Annotated in this window: 11 protein-coding genes; 9 read left to right on the top strand and 2 right to left on the bottom strand. The window is 44.5% G+C overall.

Going from position 1 to position 14,568, the window contains the following annotated elements:
* Window positions 1-159 precede the first annotated feature (159 nt).
* On the top strand, window positions 160-2,202 hold the full coding sequence (locus LROSL1_RS11345) for a heavy metal translocating P-type ATPase (RefSeq protein WP_178914636.1): 2,043 nt from the start codon (window positions 160-162) through the stop codon (window positions 2,200-2,202).
* 481 nt (window positions 2,203-2,683) lie between these two features.
* On the top strand, window positions 2,684-3,367 hold the full coding sequence (locus LROSL1_RS11340) for a hypothetical protein (protein ID WP_178914635.1): 684 nt from the start codon (window positions 2,684-2,686) through the stop codon (window positions 3,365-3,367).
* 517 nt (window positions 3,368-3,884) lie between these two features.
* On the opposite strand, the gene LROSL1_RS11335 is transcribed toward LROSL1_RS11340, so the two are convergent.
* Window positions 3,885-4,541 carry a DUF805 domain-containing protein gene (locus tag LROSL1_RS11335; protein ID WP_178914634.1) on the bottom strand — a complete coding sequence of 219 codons (657 nt, stop codon included), beginning with the start codon at window positions 4,539-4,541 and terminating at the stop codon, window positions 3,885-3,887.
* 128 nt (window positions 4,542-4,669) lie between these two features.
* Here LROSL1_RS11335 and LROSL1_RS11330 point away from each other — a divergent pair, with 128 nt between their 5' ends.
* From LROSL1_RS11330 to LROSL1_RS11300, 7 genes are all read left to right on the top strand, one after another.
* A complete protein-coding gene (locus LROSL1_RS11330) occupies window positions 4,670-5,185 on the top strand; it encodes a GNAT family N-acetyltransferase (RefSeq protein ID WP_178914633.1) in 516 nt (171 codons plus the stop codon).
* A 124-nt stretch (window positions 5,186-5,309) separates the two neighbouring features.
* A complete protein-coding gene (locus tag LROSL1_RS11325) occupies window positions 5,310-5,453 on the top strand; it encodes a hypothetical protein (RefSeq protein ID WP_178914632.1) in 144 nt (47 codons plus the stop codon).
* 509 nt (window positions 5,454-5,962) lie between these two features.
* Window positions 5,963-7,426: an amidase gene (locus LROSL1_RS11320; RefSeq protein ID WP_178914631.1), complete on the top strand. Its 1,464-nt coding sequence runs from the start codon at window positions 5,963-5,965 to the stop codon at window positions 7,424-7,426.
* Between the two features lie 12 nt (window positions 7,427-7,438).
* On the top strand, window positions 7,439-8,434 hold the full coding sequence (locus LROSL1_RS11315) for an NAD(P)/FAD-dependent oxidoreductase (protein WP_178914630.1): 996 nt from the start codon (window positions 7,439-7,441) through the stop codon (window positions 8,432-8,434).
* Between the two features lie 139 nt (window positions 8,435-8,573).
* Window positions 8,574-9,167 (top strand): signal peptidase I, encoded by a 594-nt coding sequence (gene lepB / locus LROSL1_RS11310; protein ID WP_017261504.1) that lies wholly within the window; start codon window positions 8,574-8,576, stop codon window positions 9,165-9,167.
* A 243-nt stretch (window positions 9,168-9,410) separates the two neighbouring features.
* The gene (locus tag LROSL1_RS11305) at window positions 9,411-9,872 is read left to right on the top strand and encodes a MarR family winged helix-turn-helix transcriptional regulator (protein ID WP_017261503.1); all 462 of its coding nucleotides are present in this window, start codon (window positions 9,411-9,413) and stop codon (window positions 9,870-9,872) included.
* Window positions 9,873-10,451: 579 nt separating this feature from the next.
* Window positions 10,452-11,729 (top strand): CPBP family intramembrane glutamic endopeptidase, encoded by a 1,278-nt coding sequence (locus tag LROSL1_RS11300; RefSeq protein WP_178914629.1) that lies wholly within the window; start codon window positions 10,452-10,454, stop codon window positions 11,727-11,729.
* 575 nt (window positions 11,730-12,304) lie between these two features.
* Here LROSL1_RS11300 and LROSL1_RS11295 read toward each other — a convergent pair.
* A complete protein-coding gene (locus LROSL1_RS11295) occupies window positions 12,305-14,392 on the bottom strand; it encodes an LTA synthase family protein (RefSeq protein ID WP_178914628.1) in 2,088 nt (695 codons plus the stop codon).
* Window positions 14,393-14,568: the final 176 nt, after the last annotated feature.

Genomic DNA, 14,568 nt, shown 5'->3' with positions numbered 1-14,568 from the left:
TTTTTTACGAAAAGGAACTGTTTGGTGTAATAGCCAACCAGTTCCTTTTTTCATGAAATTATGAAACTTATGACTTGACGATTTTCGTTTACGATTGTAAACTGTACCTATCGATTACAAATGTAAACGTAAAATCAAAAGCGTCAAGGGAGGTACATGATGAACAACATGTCGATGGATCATGAAATGAAGCACGACGAAATGAATCAGGATGATATGCAGATGGCTGGTCATGGCATGATGCACATGGGTAATCTCAAACGGAAGTTTTGGGTGTCCTTAGTTTTAACGATTCCGATCATTTTATTAACGCCAATGATGGGCGCACGGTTGCCGTTCCAGTTGTCGTTTCCAGGTTCTGACTGGGTGGTGGCGTTAATCGGGACCATTTTGTTCTTCTATGGTGGGGCACCATTCTTTTCCGGAGCCGTTGACGAATTGAAAACGCGCAAGCCAGCGATGATGGCGCTGATTGCTATGGGTATTTCTGTTGCGTACATTTACAGTATTTATGCCACAATCGCGAACAATGTGTTCGACGTGAAGCCTATGGTGATGAATTTCTTTTGGGAATTGGCAACGTTGATCGACATCATGCTACTAGGTCACTGGATTGAAATGAACGCAGTGATGAATGCCGGTTCAGCGGTTGACTCACTGGCCAAACTCTTACCGAACACTGCACACAAGATCGTCAATGGACAGACACAGGATGTTCAAGTCAACGAATTGGCCGTGGGTGATCATGTGTCAGTAAGAGCGGGTGAACAGATTCCGGCTGACGGTGTGTTGGTAAGTGGAACCACTAGTGTTAACGAAGCCATGGTTACGGGTGAGGCCAAACGGATTGAGAAGAAGGCCGATGATAAAGTTATTGGCGGTTCAGTCAACGGTGATGGCACGTTTGAAATGACGATTACCGGAACCGGCGATTCAGGTTATTTAGCGCAAGTTATGGATTTGGTGGCCAATGCGCAACAGTCGAAGTCAGAACAGGAAAACATGGCTGATAAAGTTGCTGGAACGCTGTTTTACGCAGCATTATTGGTCGCCATTGTAGCCTTTGTGACATGGCTATTCATCGGTAATTTGGCGCTGGCACTATCCGTGGCAGTGACGGTGCTCGTGATTGCCTGCCCGCATGCGCTTGGTTTAGCAATTCCGCTGGTCGTTGCCCGAAGCACTTCTATTGCTGCCCGTAATGGTTTGTTGATCCGTAATCGTGATGCAATGGAACGCGTCAAGACATTGAAGTACGCCTTGATGGATAAGACGGGGACTCTAACTGAAGGAAACTTTGAGGTGCATGCTGTTGGCAGTTTAATTGATGGCGTGAGCGATGATGCGGTATTGGCCCAGTTGGCTGGTCTGGAAAATGGGTCTAGCCATCCATTAGCAGTTGGTATTTTGAACGCGGCCAAACACCGCCAAATTACAGCGGTAAAAGTGAGTGACATTGCTCAGATTACCGGTGTCGGCGTGCAGGGCCGGGCAGATGGTCATAAGATGGACATTGTCTCGGCCACATATCTGAACCAGCAGGGAATAGCTTACGACCACCAGCAGTTTGATGAACTTGCTAGTTCAGGCAATTCTGTTAGTTATTTGCTTGTAGATGATCGATTAACTGGTTTTGTGGCGCAGGGGGATGAAATTAAACCAGCTGCCAAACACATGATCAGTATGTTAAAAAAGCAACACATCGTGCCCGTTATGTTAACGGGTGATAACGAACAAACGGCTCAAGTGGTTGCCAAACAATTGGTCATCGACGAAGTGCGAGCGCAATTGATGCCAGAGGATAAGGAGAAAATTGTTCGTCAGTATCAGGAAAATGGTTCCGTCATGATGATTGGTGATGGGGTTAACGACGCGCCGAGTTTAGCGCGTGCAGATATTGGTGTGGCGATTGGCTCGGGCACAGATGTGGCGATTGATTCGGCCGACGTTGTGTTGGTTCGCAGCGACCCTAACGATGTTGTTGAATTCTTGAATTTAGCTCGTAAGACAACTGGTAAGATGACAGAGAACCTCTGGTGGGGGGCTGGTTATAATATTTTAGCCATCCCATTGGCAGCAGGGGTCCTGGCACCGTTGGGCTTTATCTTGAGCCCAATGCTCGGGGCAGTGTTGATGTCTCTAAGTACAGTGATCGTAGCGATTAACGCGATGACACTGCGGGTAAATAAACAAGCTGAATAATTTAAAGACCACAATTCCGATTTGTTTCAGAATTGTGGTCTTTTTATGAGACTAAATGCTTCTTTTTCTGTCATCCTCATGGAATTATGAGTTTTTCCTTGTGTAACCAATGTCTCTAAATCTTGGACTCGGTGTAATTCGTTCAAATAGGTGAATATCGAGTACATTTCTTTGCCAAAAAATGTTAGTGGATTTAATATCAATCAGGTTCACTAATATGCTTTTATCACTTGGGAGGGATGCTATGGGTCTTAATGAGCCCCTAAGTCGTGAATGTCTCATCAATTTGGTGATTGCGTTTATAGGACTTAGTCGCTGCGAATACTCATATGTACTCAAGGGGGGATTAAATAATTGTAATTAAATATTCCTAATTTTCGAAAAAGATAATTTGGTTGGAAGGTAGAGAATACTATTGTATTTCTATCAGTAGTTTTGAAAGTATTTAAATATAATTAATAGGCAAGGAGATATTTTTATTATGAAAAACAAGATTGCAACGGGCCTAATTTTAGCAGTGCTACCAATGACTTTAGCAACTGTCGGTACTACAAATGTCAAAGCTGATGCGACACATGCCACGACGTTTGAAATGAAAAGAAACGATATGAGTAAGACGTCCGGTGCCATCGTTGGAAGCTATAATAGTAAGGACAAGAAGGTTGTTGGAGCAACCTTGCCTGGTAAGTCTGTGTCATTCAAGGTCTCTATGTTGAAAGGAGACTCAACATACTTGCATTTTGCCTTTATGCACGCCGCATCTGGATCAAAGGGTTGGTATTTTGCCCCAATGTCAGCAGATGGAACCAAATTAAGTAAGGCAGACTTTAAAGATGGTAAGAGTATAAATATTACGAATAAAATCGGATTGTTTGCGGCTCCGGACGCAAGCACTGTGAAGTCAGTCAAAGCAAATGACGGTAAGCTGAAATACAAAAAGACTTCAAAGTTCCTAAAGGCGACTGTTAAAGAAAACGATGGCAAATATACGGTTACTATCAAAAACATGTCTAAGGGCAATTACAAAACGCCATTTTCATCTGGTGTTTGGGGTACCGAAATGAATGGATCAAAGGCTTTTGACCACACGCCATCAGCAGCATTAAGTAAGCTCGCTACGATGGGACACCGTGACGATTTACTAAAGACAGCCGAAATGAAATAAGGTAGATAAGGCATCACACTGGGCTTGAAGTTAGGGATATTTAAATCCACACGAAGATGTAGTTATTTGAGTACATGGTCTATAAAAAATAAATCTCATATTCTGGCAATAATCACCTCACGAGTGATAGATGAGTTATGATAGTTCATCTGTCACCCGTGTGTCACCCGTGAGGGGATTTTTTATTCACTGTGAAGCCGTTTTGTTGATTATTATTACCAGCACAACGGTTAGCGGTGACCATCATATTTAAGTGTTGTTATTTTTCTGTGGGGTTACTTCTAAAACATACCGGTATGTTTTGATCTTCGCCTTAGATAATTTGCAGCAAATTGAAATGTTTAACAAGCCTGCCAGTATTGATGTCCTTGAGTACAGTGATCGTAGCGATTAACGCGATGACACTGCGGGTAAACAAGCTGAATAATTTAAAGACCACAATTCCGATTTGTTTCAGAATTGTGGTCTCTTTATACCGTTAATTTAAGTTGGCATGCCAAACGGCGGACTAAAGGGCTTATTTGCCCGTTGTTTCGTTTGTTATAGTTGTGCTTTCAGTTTCACTGTTAACCGTCTTTGAGTCGCCACCATCATCGTTGGGATTAGTCGTAGGCGTTGGGTCAGCTAAGTAACGGTTAGGTCGTTTGGACTTCTTGGCTAGCAATCTCCATTCAATGAGTTCGAGGATGAAGAATATCAGTAATGCCAGAAATCCCCACTCAAAATTGGCCATGGCAGCGTTCACGTGACCATTCTGGTAGTTCACGACTAACAAGATCAATTCGTACATGGTAGTTAAGAAGAGTAGCAAACGGACTATCCACAGGCCAATCAACCAATGTGCTGACCAATTGAAGTCGTGGGAGCGACGAACCGCAATGGTGAATTTGGGGATGAGCGTTGCCAACATGAAAATAATGGCAAGAATGACAAACGTATTGGCGAATACACTGTTCTCACCACCGGCAAACAGCCAGTGGGTAAGGTGAGGATTTCCAGTCCCCACCCGGGCTGACGGATGGTCATTGAAATCAAAGGCTCGCAGATATTGCATGGCCTGAAACAGGATTTCAAAAAAGAAGTTAACCAGAAAGGCCCACCAAAATTCGGCCCGGGTCGCAACACCCTTAATATGAAATGATTGTTGCCAAAACTTTTTGTACGCGACTAACATGATGTTTCCCCTCACATTTCTTAGCAGAATTATACCATGCGACCCCGCAATAAAAAGTAAAGCAACCCTTAATTCTGACTTTACTAGCCTAAATTTGTATAATAGCGTCATGAGAAAGAAGGCGAACCATGATTTTTGAAAAGTATCATCCAATCATGACCAAACATTATGAGTTAGACTGGCTAACCACATTCAAGGTGAAGGAAGTCTTTGAATTGCGGCATGATTCTAATATAGCAAGGCTGGTCAATCGAGATGTTGATGCAACCATCATGGACACGGCTGCTCACGTTAACCGTGTCATGAGCAAGATTATGAACAATGACGCGTTGGTATGGGGCATTGGTGACAAGCGGACGGGTGAATTTTTAGGGACGTTTGGGTTCGATTCTTTTACAGTGGATCGCAAAAACGCAGCAATTACGTTTGAACTATTGCCGTCTGCTCAGCGTCAGGGTGTCATGAGTGAAGTGCTGAGTCATATGCTGTCGTTTGCATTTGATGAGCTCAATCTTCAAAAGGTTATTGCAACCGTGCAATCAGCCAATGTTCAGAGCGTCATGCTCTTGAAGGGGCAGGGCTTCATGTTGGGTCGCGAGACGACGGGTGAGCTACAGCTTGAACTGAAACGAACCGAACGGTGATTTTGAATAAAACAAAGTTTACCAAAATCTGATAAAAGCGCTACAATGAAACCAACGAGCCGTCCCCACAATGCGTGGGACTTAATGGCGCCCGTTTCTTTTCCATTTAAAAGAGGCGAATATCATGGCTAAATTGAGTAAGGAAGAACGTAAGGCTTTGATCGAAAAGGCCGAAGAAGATCGTGCTAAGAACCCAAAGTCAGAATCAAAAGAATCTGGTTTTGCCACGATTGATGCAGATGCAAAGAAGTTGGAAGGCGAAAACTAGTTTTTCAACGTGGTTGCTTACATAGGTAAGCGTGCCGAGTGATAACAATTGTTGTCGCTATTAATAAAAATAAGGTTAAATGATGCATATTAAACGTGTCATTTGGCCTTATTTTTATTTATGTCATGACTGTGCAGACTAGTATCAGTTGTTGTTAACTGATGTGCGTCTGTATTTTGTTAGGATATGAGCTGGAGGACGGTAACAGTGATACCGAGCCGTGATGGTGATGTTAATTCGATGGTTTTTCCGAATTTACATCACGGACGGTCGCAGAGACCCGGTTTTTCACGGGGCTATGCGACGAGGTGAGAGACCGTGAACTTCGTGCTCGATCCGGTCCCACGGCGAGCGTGTCACTGTTGCCAACCGTAAGCGCAGGCCAAGCACGATAAAGTACCTCACCACATATTAAGACATCCTCAATGTGTCACTCAAAAATCGCATGCAAAACATGGAATGCGGTATAATTTAGCTAACAATCAACAAACGTTTGGAGGCGAATTGTCATGGCAGATGCATTGGAATTAGCACGTCGGGTTCGCGATGGCGAAGTGACCAGTGAGGCCTTGGTCGAAGCAGCTTTTGCACGGATCGAAGCGACCAACGATGACTTGAATGCAGTCGTTCACACGCGCCGTGAAAAAGCGCTGTCGGAGGCCCGCCAGTTGCAGGATCTCGGTCAGCCCTTTTTAGGCGTACCATTGTTGCTGAAGGATCTCGGACAAAATTTAAAAGGCGAGCCAGCCACGCTGAGTGCACGCCTATTCAAAGAGGAGATTGCGGGCAAAACAGATAACTTTGTTGCCGCATTGCAGGATGCCGGTTTTATTATAATCGGTCAAACGAATGCGCCAGAGTTTGGCTTCAAAAACATTACTGATCCGGTGCTGTATGGTAAAACGCGAAATGCGTGGGATCGCGACTATTATCCTGGTGGTTCATCTGGTGGCGCAGCGACAAGTGTTGCAGCCGGGTATGTGCCACTAGCAGCTGGTAATGATGGTGGTGGATCAATCCGCATTCCAGCCTCGTTTTCTGGCTTGATTGGATTGAAACCCACACGTGGGCGAGTGCCTGTCGGTCCTGATGGCTGGCGTGGCTGGGCCGGCGCGTCCATTAACTTTGCGTTGACGCATTCAATTCGTGATACGGCTGCCCTATTAGACTGGTTGCAAACGTACCAACCGGAGGCACCATTTAGTACGCCGGTTAACCTACAAGGGTTCGCTGCGCAACTCTGGGATCAGCCAGCTCATCTGAGAATTGCTTACAGTACAAAATCACCCGTTGGCACGCCTGTTTCTAAGGCGGCTGTGCAGGCGGTTGAAGACGCTGTGACATTCTTACGGGAACAGGGCTACGAAGTGGTCGAAAAGAGCAATCCATTGGATGGTGCGGCACTCATGCGGTCTTACTACATGATGAACGGTGCTGAAACCGCCGCAATGTTTGATTCTGTTAATCAGGCCTTAGGACGTTCGGTTGGGCCAGACGATATGGAACGGTTGACGTGGCTGATCTATCAGGCAGGGCTAGGTGTCACTGGCGCACAGTATAGTCAGGCAATGGGTCTATGGGATCAAGCCAGTGCACAGATGAATGACTTTTTGGATACGTATGATCTGTATCTCACCCCAACGACTGCTTACCCGGCACCACGTTTGGACAATCCCTTGGTGGATCCAGATATAGATGCCCAGATCGATCATGTGATGCGGATGAAATCATCTGAGCGTTTGCAACTGTTGTGGGATTATTTTGAACAGGCGCTGACATTGTCGCCATTTACACAACAGGCTAATTTAACAGGACAACCGGCTATCAGTTTGCCAACATTTGTGACTGACGCAGGATTACCAATCGGCATTCAGTTCACCGCTCGTAAAGGTGATGAATTGGCATTGTTGCGCATTGGCCGTTTGTTTGAACAACAACATCAGCTAAAATTACCCACTTTTGAAGAGGAATGACAGGATTTAATAATGGATGAAGCAATGTATGATTTAACAATTATTGGCGGTGGTCCCGTGGGCTTATTTGCCGCTTTTTACGCAGGTTTGCAGGAGTTAAAAACGCAAGTTGTTGAAAGCTTGCCCCAGGTTGGTGGCCAATTAACCACGTTGTACCCGGAAAAACGGATTTTGGATGTGGCCGGTTTTAGCCACGTAACCGCCCAAGAATTAGTCGACAGATTAGTGGCACAAACGAGTGAATTTCCTGTTACGATAAAGACGGAAACAACAGTGACGAACGTGAGTGGTCAACTGGGTGATTTCACGATCACGACCAACAAGGATGTGACGCATTCTAAGGCCGTTTTAGTGACTACAGGTAATGGCGCTTTTACGCCGCGCAAACTGGCTGTGGATAACGCAGAGGCTTTTGAGGGGCGTAATCTTTGGTACTTTGTGCCGAAGGTCGCTCAATTTAAGGATCATGACGTGATGATTGCCGGTGGTGGAGATGCGGCCATTGATATTGCATTGATGTTAGAACCGGTAGCTCATCATGTGTATTTGATGCACCGACGTGATTCATTTCGGGCCTTGCCACACAGTGTGACTAGGCTAAATGAATCCAGTGTTGAAACAGTTACGCCTTATCTCGTGAGTGGACTGACGGCAAATAGCAAGCAGGTGACAGTTGACTTAAAAGAAATGAAAACAGACAATCATCGAACGGTTACTGTGGATGATCTGGTTGTGAATTATGGCTTTATCTCAGATCACAGTGTGTTTGAAAACTGGGACCTGCAGTTTGATCAAAACAGGCAACAAGTGGCTGTCGATGGTAGCATGAAAACTAGTGTTGACGGCATCTACGCCGCTGGTGATACGGCCAGCTACGATGGTAAAGTGGCCTTAATTGCGACGGGATTTGGTGAAGCGGCTACGGCTGTCCACGCCGCTTCATTTGCTATCGATCCACACCATCGTGGTCCAGTGCACAGTACGTCGGTTCATTTACCCAACGAATAGTCGATAAAAACGATATTTTAACAATTATTGTTTTTATCACTTTATGTCGGTCAAAAAACGGCTATAATAATATCTACTAATGTCTTTTTAATCTATAGTAAAAGCCCTGTGAAAGGATGTGCTTCACATTAAAAAAGTTATGAGTTGGGTGTGGCCAATTTTAATTGGTTTTGCCATTGCAATGTTAGTTAAATGGCTGCTGATTGCGCACGTACGTGTCGATGGGCCCTCAATGTTGCCTAACCTTCAGAATGACGAGCGGGTGTGGGCCTTTAAGCAGGCGCCATTAAAGCATGATCGGGTCATCGTGTTTAAGGCTTACGGTGTGGACCCACAGGCGACTGATACTAAAGTTATGTATGTTAAGCGGATTATTGGAATGCCTGGGGATACGATTGATTATCACGCTGATGGGAAGTTATACGTGAACGGGAAGTTTGTTTCCCAGAGCTATATCACTAAAAAGCAACAACAGGCTGGTACACTAACGGCTTTACCACATAACGGTAACGACTACAAAGGCTTTAATCTAAAAACACTTAGCTATGATGAAAACTGGACGCGTAATGCTGGCGTCACTAAAGTTCCCAAGGATAGTTATTTTGTTCTCGGGGATAATCGCGCTGTGTCAAACGACAGTCGGTACTATGGATTTGTACCTAAGAGCAAAGTTGTTGGTGTCGTTAAGGCCTATCCGTGGTCAGAGCATCATGAGCAAATTAACGTAAAATGAATTTATTTTAGTTGAAGAAGGGACGATAACGCCAAGTTTAGGCATTATTGTTCCTCTTTTTATGCAATAAATTTGGTTAAATGGGTATAATATTAATAAGTTTATGGTATTTTTTAGGTTTCTCAACTACAATTAAGTACAATTCATTTCATAAGTTTAACTTTAATCACTTGGGCAAAGCTATAAGTGGATCAAAGACAACTGGGTTTATTACAGTAATTTTTGAGAAAAGGGGTTCTCGTAATGTCCGAACCAATGAATAATCAGGAAAATGTTGATGCAATGGTTGCAGTATTGTGTGATCACTACGTTAACGAAGTTTATGTTGCTAATCGTGCGGCAATTAATTTTGTTAATCATTTCGGTCTTAATTTACAAACAGCCGTTTTGTTGAGACGAATCGCTGCAAACAAAGGGATCACCGTTTCGCAGCTTACCAAGGAAACGCCATTTTCAATGAGTGTTGTGTCGACGCAAATTGGTAAGCTATTAAAGGATGATCAGGTTGAAATGAAAACGACAGCCGATGATCGCCGGACCAAATTGGTTTTCTTAACCAATAAGGGTGTTCGTTTGCATCACAAGATTGAAAAGTCAATTCGTGAATCAGTTGAAAGTTTAGGCGACACCATTTCAATTGAAAAAATCGATGATGCAATCAAGTTAATTGAACAACTTGGCGCATCCTTACCGACCTTCGAATAAAAAAGACATCAATGCGGATATTCATAGCGTGTTGGTGTTTTTTTGTGCGCCGGAAAATGGTGATTATCTGACCGCTTATGGTTGCCAACATTGACACACTCGCCGTGGGACCGGTTCAAGCCCGAAGTTCACGGTCTTTCACCTCGCCGTAAAGCCTCGTGAAGACCGCGAGTCTTTCCGACCGTCCGTAACCTAAATTCGGGCAAACCACCGAATTTAAGTTACCTTCACGGCTCGGTGTCAATGTTGGCGCCCTCCAGCTCACATAGTTGCAAGCTTGCACATCGTTTAAATGTTGACTTCTGTCATAACAGGATTGTGAGATGACCGGTTGTTTTCAACTGTTGGCGGTAAATAATGCGTTCCACAAAAAAGTAGATTGATTCCTTCTCATCATCACGGTTTTAATCACTTATTATGATTGCCTCACATCAACACGTTGATATGTTTTTAGTGATATGATTATAAAATCATAAGAGAATTCCAGTGAAATTAAAGTGACCGATAAAACTTTAATAAATGATGGAAAACTTCGGTCATCGAATAACACTAAATTGCTGAACGCGGAGGTGAGCTGATATGGCGAGACAGGGATTAACGACAAACATAGGATTGCGACGCTGGTTTTTCGTGCAGGTAATCATTCAAGAGCTTATTTTGATTGTGAGGTGTGTCGTGCTCCATCAAAATCGAACTACGGTGGCGGTGTTACTGGATGTGATGCTGGCATTAAATTTATTAGGATTGATTTTGTTGGCTCCAAGCGAGGAAACATTAGCAAATCGTCATTGGTTTAAACGTTTTCTGTATCGTTTCAATCACTATGGTCAAGTATTTGTTCAGACGGTTACAGTTTCATTGGTACTTATGGTATTGGCGGGCATCTGTGTGAAGCGGTTGCACGTTAACGCTAATGCTGCTGCAATCGTAGTCTTTATCATGTCATTGCTGGTTTATATTCCTATCGGTGTGTTTGCATACGGCCGCATTGAATCATTGGTTGGCCGGATTGTGGTCCTCTTCTCAGTTGGGTTTGAGGTCATCGTGGCTGCGCCAGAAATTGCGGTCATGGCGTTTGAAAAGTCATTGGCGCCAGTAGTAAAAGACTTGGCAACCACTGGTTTTGTCGGTGCTTTTAGTTTTGTGGTTATTACGGGCTTTGCAATGAAAGTTTGGGGATTCCGTCTGCCACGATTTGGGTTTTCCAGAACGGCGCAGTGGTGGATCATCGTTTTACTGGCATTATTTTGTGTTGGCTACGTCATTTTTAATAGTTTTGATGCAGGAACATCGTTTAGAACGCTGTGGAAATTCGACTTTCACATGAAGTCACCGACCTTCGAGATGATGTTAAACGGTGTGGAACCTGGGGTCGCGGAAGAATGGCTACTTCGCTTTGCTACGCTTAGTCTCATGATGCGTGCGTTTGAGTTTTCACGTCATCAGTTTGGTTGGTCTGTGGCCGTTACCAGTATTTTGTTTGGCTTATTTCATTTGCCAAACGCACTTCAGGGGCAAAGCTGGTCAGCTACATTTGAACAGGCGCTGTCGGCAGCCAGTATCGGTTGTTTGTTAGCCGCTTTGTATTTGTACACACGTGCTTTGTGGTGGCCGATGTTGTTCCATTTTAGCGTTGATAGCTTTGCGTTTATGAGTAGTGGCACCCAGACAATGGGGAAACCGGGGATGTTTGACTGGTGGATGACTGTTATCCTAGCCATTATCTTTATTGCCATCACCATTTTATTACTGACAGGTGAGCGGGGCCGCAATGCCAAACGGAATTTCCCAGAGTTTACTGGGAATGGGTTGTTTTTCGGCGGTTCGGTTGCCCTTCAAACGTTTCCGACCCGTTAGTTACCGATTTAGGTTGATGTGAGTCATTGCTGGACGTCGCTTGCGGTTGCCAACCTTGACACGCTCGCCGTGGGACCGGTTCAAACCCGAAGTTCACGGTCTTTCACCTCGCCCTAAAGCCTCGTGAGGACCGCGAGTCTTTCCGACCGTCCGTAACCTAAATTCGGGCAAACCACCGAATTTAAGTTACCTTCACGGCTCGGTGTCAATGTTGGCGCCCTCCAGCTGACATAACCGGAAATCATTATCTAACAGTAAATGGGCTGTTGATTAATAATCTACTACATGAGTGAAGATGACCGAAGACATAGTTCCGTGTCGGCAACACTTGGCGGCAGGGGTTTGGCCGCTTAGTGTTGCGGGATGACTTATGAGACGTGGGCTTCGGCTCATAATCAAGGTTAAAGACTCCGGGTTTAAGGAGGCTGAGACCGGTCCCCACGGAACGGCGTTTTCGGTCAGCGTAACGGTTGTCATCAAGAACGTTATGTCGCCGACAATTTAGAGGTAAACAAATGCCCATCGCAATGGATGATTTCCGTTTGCGATGGGTATTTTTATGGTATTGAAATGGATCAACGACCCTTGTCATCAACCTCAGGGGCATCCGTGTGGTATAACCCTTCGATTGATTTATTGCCATTTTGACTGTACAGCGAGGTGCTACCGACACCGCGATCGCGTTCGATCTGCTCGGCTTTCTGTAACCCCTTCGTGTACTTATATTTACTAGGATCAACTGGGGTAAAACCATCTGGTTTGTAGAATCGTAATAGGTTCTTTTGATTCAATGAATCAGACAGGCTTAGTTCCTTGGTCACCTTGGCCTGCTCGGCGTCTGTGTGTTTCTTCTGTGCAGCTGTTAGGTTAGCAGGTTGACCAGTTTTGTTGTTGTAAATGGTGCCGGAAAGAGACGTGTAAGTCGGCGTCACAAAGTCTTGGTTACGGAAAGCCACGACTTGATCATGGTGTTTGGAGAAGAGGTCGGTACCAAACTGAACGTACTTTTTGGAGTTGATGCCCAATAAGTGGAGCAGTGTTGGTTCAACGTCAATTTCACCACCATATTGATGCTCGATCTTACCATGACCATTGCCCGGAATATGAACCATAAATGGCACACGTTGTAGTTGGGCGTTGTCAAAATTGGTCCAGTTGTCTGGATCCTTCCCAAGGACACTGGCGAGATTCTTGTTTTCTGAATTGGAAATCCCGTAATGATCCCCATAGATGACGATCATTGACTTGTTATACAGTCCCGAGGACTTCAGGAAGTTGAACAGTTCCTCAACGGATTGGTCCAAGTAGTGGTTCGTGACAAAGTAGTTATTAACCGCGGAGTCATCGGTATCAGTCGTTTTGAAGTTTGGATCTTGATCCTCTTTGTTTAATTCGAACGGAAAGTGGTTCGTAACGGTCAGATATTTAACATAAAACGGCTGTTGCAGATGTTGAAGGTACTTCACAGAGTCGTCAAATAACAGTTTGTCCTTCAACCCATAACCCATGGAACGATCACCGCTGTGATTGTAATACGGTTGTGAGAAGAAGTATTGATAGCCCAAATTTGGATATACGTTATTTCGGTTCCAGAATGTTGGCACGTTACCATGGAAAACGGCAGTGGTGTACTTTTCGGGTGACTGTTCGAGAATCGCTGGTGCGGCTTGGAAAGTTTCGTCGCTGCCCAGTTGAGCAAACAACGATCCTTGTGGCAAACCGTACGTACCAGCTTCTAGCATGTTTTCTGCGTCAGACGTTTTCCCTTGACCCACTTGATGAAAGAAATTATCAAACGCATAGGTGTCCTTAGAGTGATAAATGCTGTTTAAAAAAGGTGTGACTTCCTTACCATTAACTTTTTGGTCAATCGAAAATTGTTGGAAACTTTCAAGGTGAATCACAATCACGTTGCGGCCCTTAGCGGCACCAAACATCGTTTTATTTGGCGCGGCATAATGTTTCTGCGTAAAGTCAGTGACATCCTTTAGTTCTGACTTGGTGGCCGCGGCCCGCATTGAGGATGTGTGCCATTCACTAGCACCATCGTAAGCGGTGAAAAAGTCTAGTCCGAGGTACTTAACCACATATGTCCGGTCAAACGTCCGCGTCATTAATTGAGAACGGTCCATTTCAGCGACAGATAAGTTGAATGTAATAAACATAAGAGCAAACGAAGTCACGGCGAAGCCGGTCTTTTTCGGCAGTGCTAGTTTGTCAAACTTCAACCAACGAAAGGCAAACAGCAGAATTAAAATGACTAAGTCCAGCCAATAAAGGACATCATGGGGCATGGTCAGGGCGAGCGAACTGCCTGATAAGCCTTGATTGACTTTATCGTAACCGGTCATTGTCGAAACTGTCATGTAATCGGTGAATTCACGGAAGTAAATCACGTTTAGATAAAGTAAGACAGTATTTAAAATGTAGGTTAACGTCAAGATTGGATAAAAGAACCGCGCCCGCCGTGCATAGAAACCGAGGCCGAATAATAGAAGGCTGGTTCCAATCGGATTGATGGCGACAATAAAGGCTTGAACGGGATCACTAATGGAAATGTGAAAATCGATCGCGTATGCCAACATTGTTTTGGCCCAAAAGACAAAGACCAGAAGCCAGAACAAACCGATTCGGGTGTTAAGTTTTGCTTGCAGCTTACGCATGAATCAAAGTCCTCTTTTTAAATTTACTCGTCAAAAAGCATATGACATAGTTTACCACGTCAGCCAATGGCTGTTCACTATTGGCAAATTGACCTTACGCAAACTTTAACCGGCTAAAGAATGTTTACGTTCCGCAAAGAAGCCCGTCAATTTTACTTAACAACGGTACCGTCGTG

Source organism: Furfurilactobacillus rossiae, assembly GCF_013394005.1.
Classification (GTDB): Bacteria; Bacillota; Bacilli; order Lactobacillales; family Lactobacillaceae; genus Furfurilactobacillus; species Furfurilactobacillus rossiae.
This window is presented reverse-complemented; position numbering and strand designations above follow the sequence as displayed.

Excerpts from the sequence above, each read along its gene's own strand:
- LROSL1_RS11330 (WP_178914633.1), top strand. The coding sequence starts at position 4,670 with ATGATTTTTGAAAAGTATCATCCAATCATGACCAAACATTATGAGTTA.
- LROSL1_RS11305 (WP_017261503.1), top strand. The coding sequence starts at position 9,411 with ATGTCCGAACCAATGAATAATCAGGAAAATGTTGATGCAATGGTTGCA.
- LROSL1_RS11315 (WP_178914630.1), top strand. The coding sequence starts at position 7,439 with ATGGATGAAGCAATGTATGATTTAACAATTATTGGCGGTGGTCCCGTG.
- LROSL1_RS11300 (WP_178914629.1), top strand. The coding sequence starts at position 10,452 with ATGGCGAGACAGGGATTAACGACAAACATAGGATTGCGACGCTGGTTT.
- LROSL1_RS11340 (WP_178914635.1), top strand. The coding sequence starts at position 2,684 with ATGAAAAACAAGATTGCAACGGGCCTAATTTTAGCAGTGCTACCAATG.
- LROSL1_RS11295 (WP_178914628.1), bottom strand. The coding sequence starts at position 14,392 with ATGCGTAAGCTGCAAGCAAAACTTAACACCCGAATCGGTTTGTTCTGG.
- lepB (WP_017261504.1), top strand. The coding sequence starts at position 8,574 with ATGAGTTGGGTGTGGCCAATTTTAATTGGTTTTGCCATTGCAATGTTA.
- LROSL1_RS11335 (WP_178914634.1), bottom strand. The coding sequence starts at position 4,541 with ATGTTAGTCGCGTACAAAAAGTTTTGGCAACAATCATTTCATATTAAG.
- LROSL1_RS11345 (WP_178914636.1), top strand. The coding sequence starts at position 160 with ATGAACAACATGTCGATGGATCATGAAATGAAGCACGACGAAATGAAT.
- LROSL1_RS11320 (WP_178914631.1), top strand. The coding sequence starts at position 5,963 with ATGGCAGATGCATTGGAATTAGCACGTCGGGTTCGCGATGGCGAAGTG.
- LROSL1_RS11325 (WP_178914632.1), top strand. The coding sequence starts at position 5,310 with ATGGCTAAATTGAGTAAGGAAGAACGTAAGGCTTTGATCGAAAAGGCC.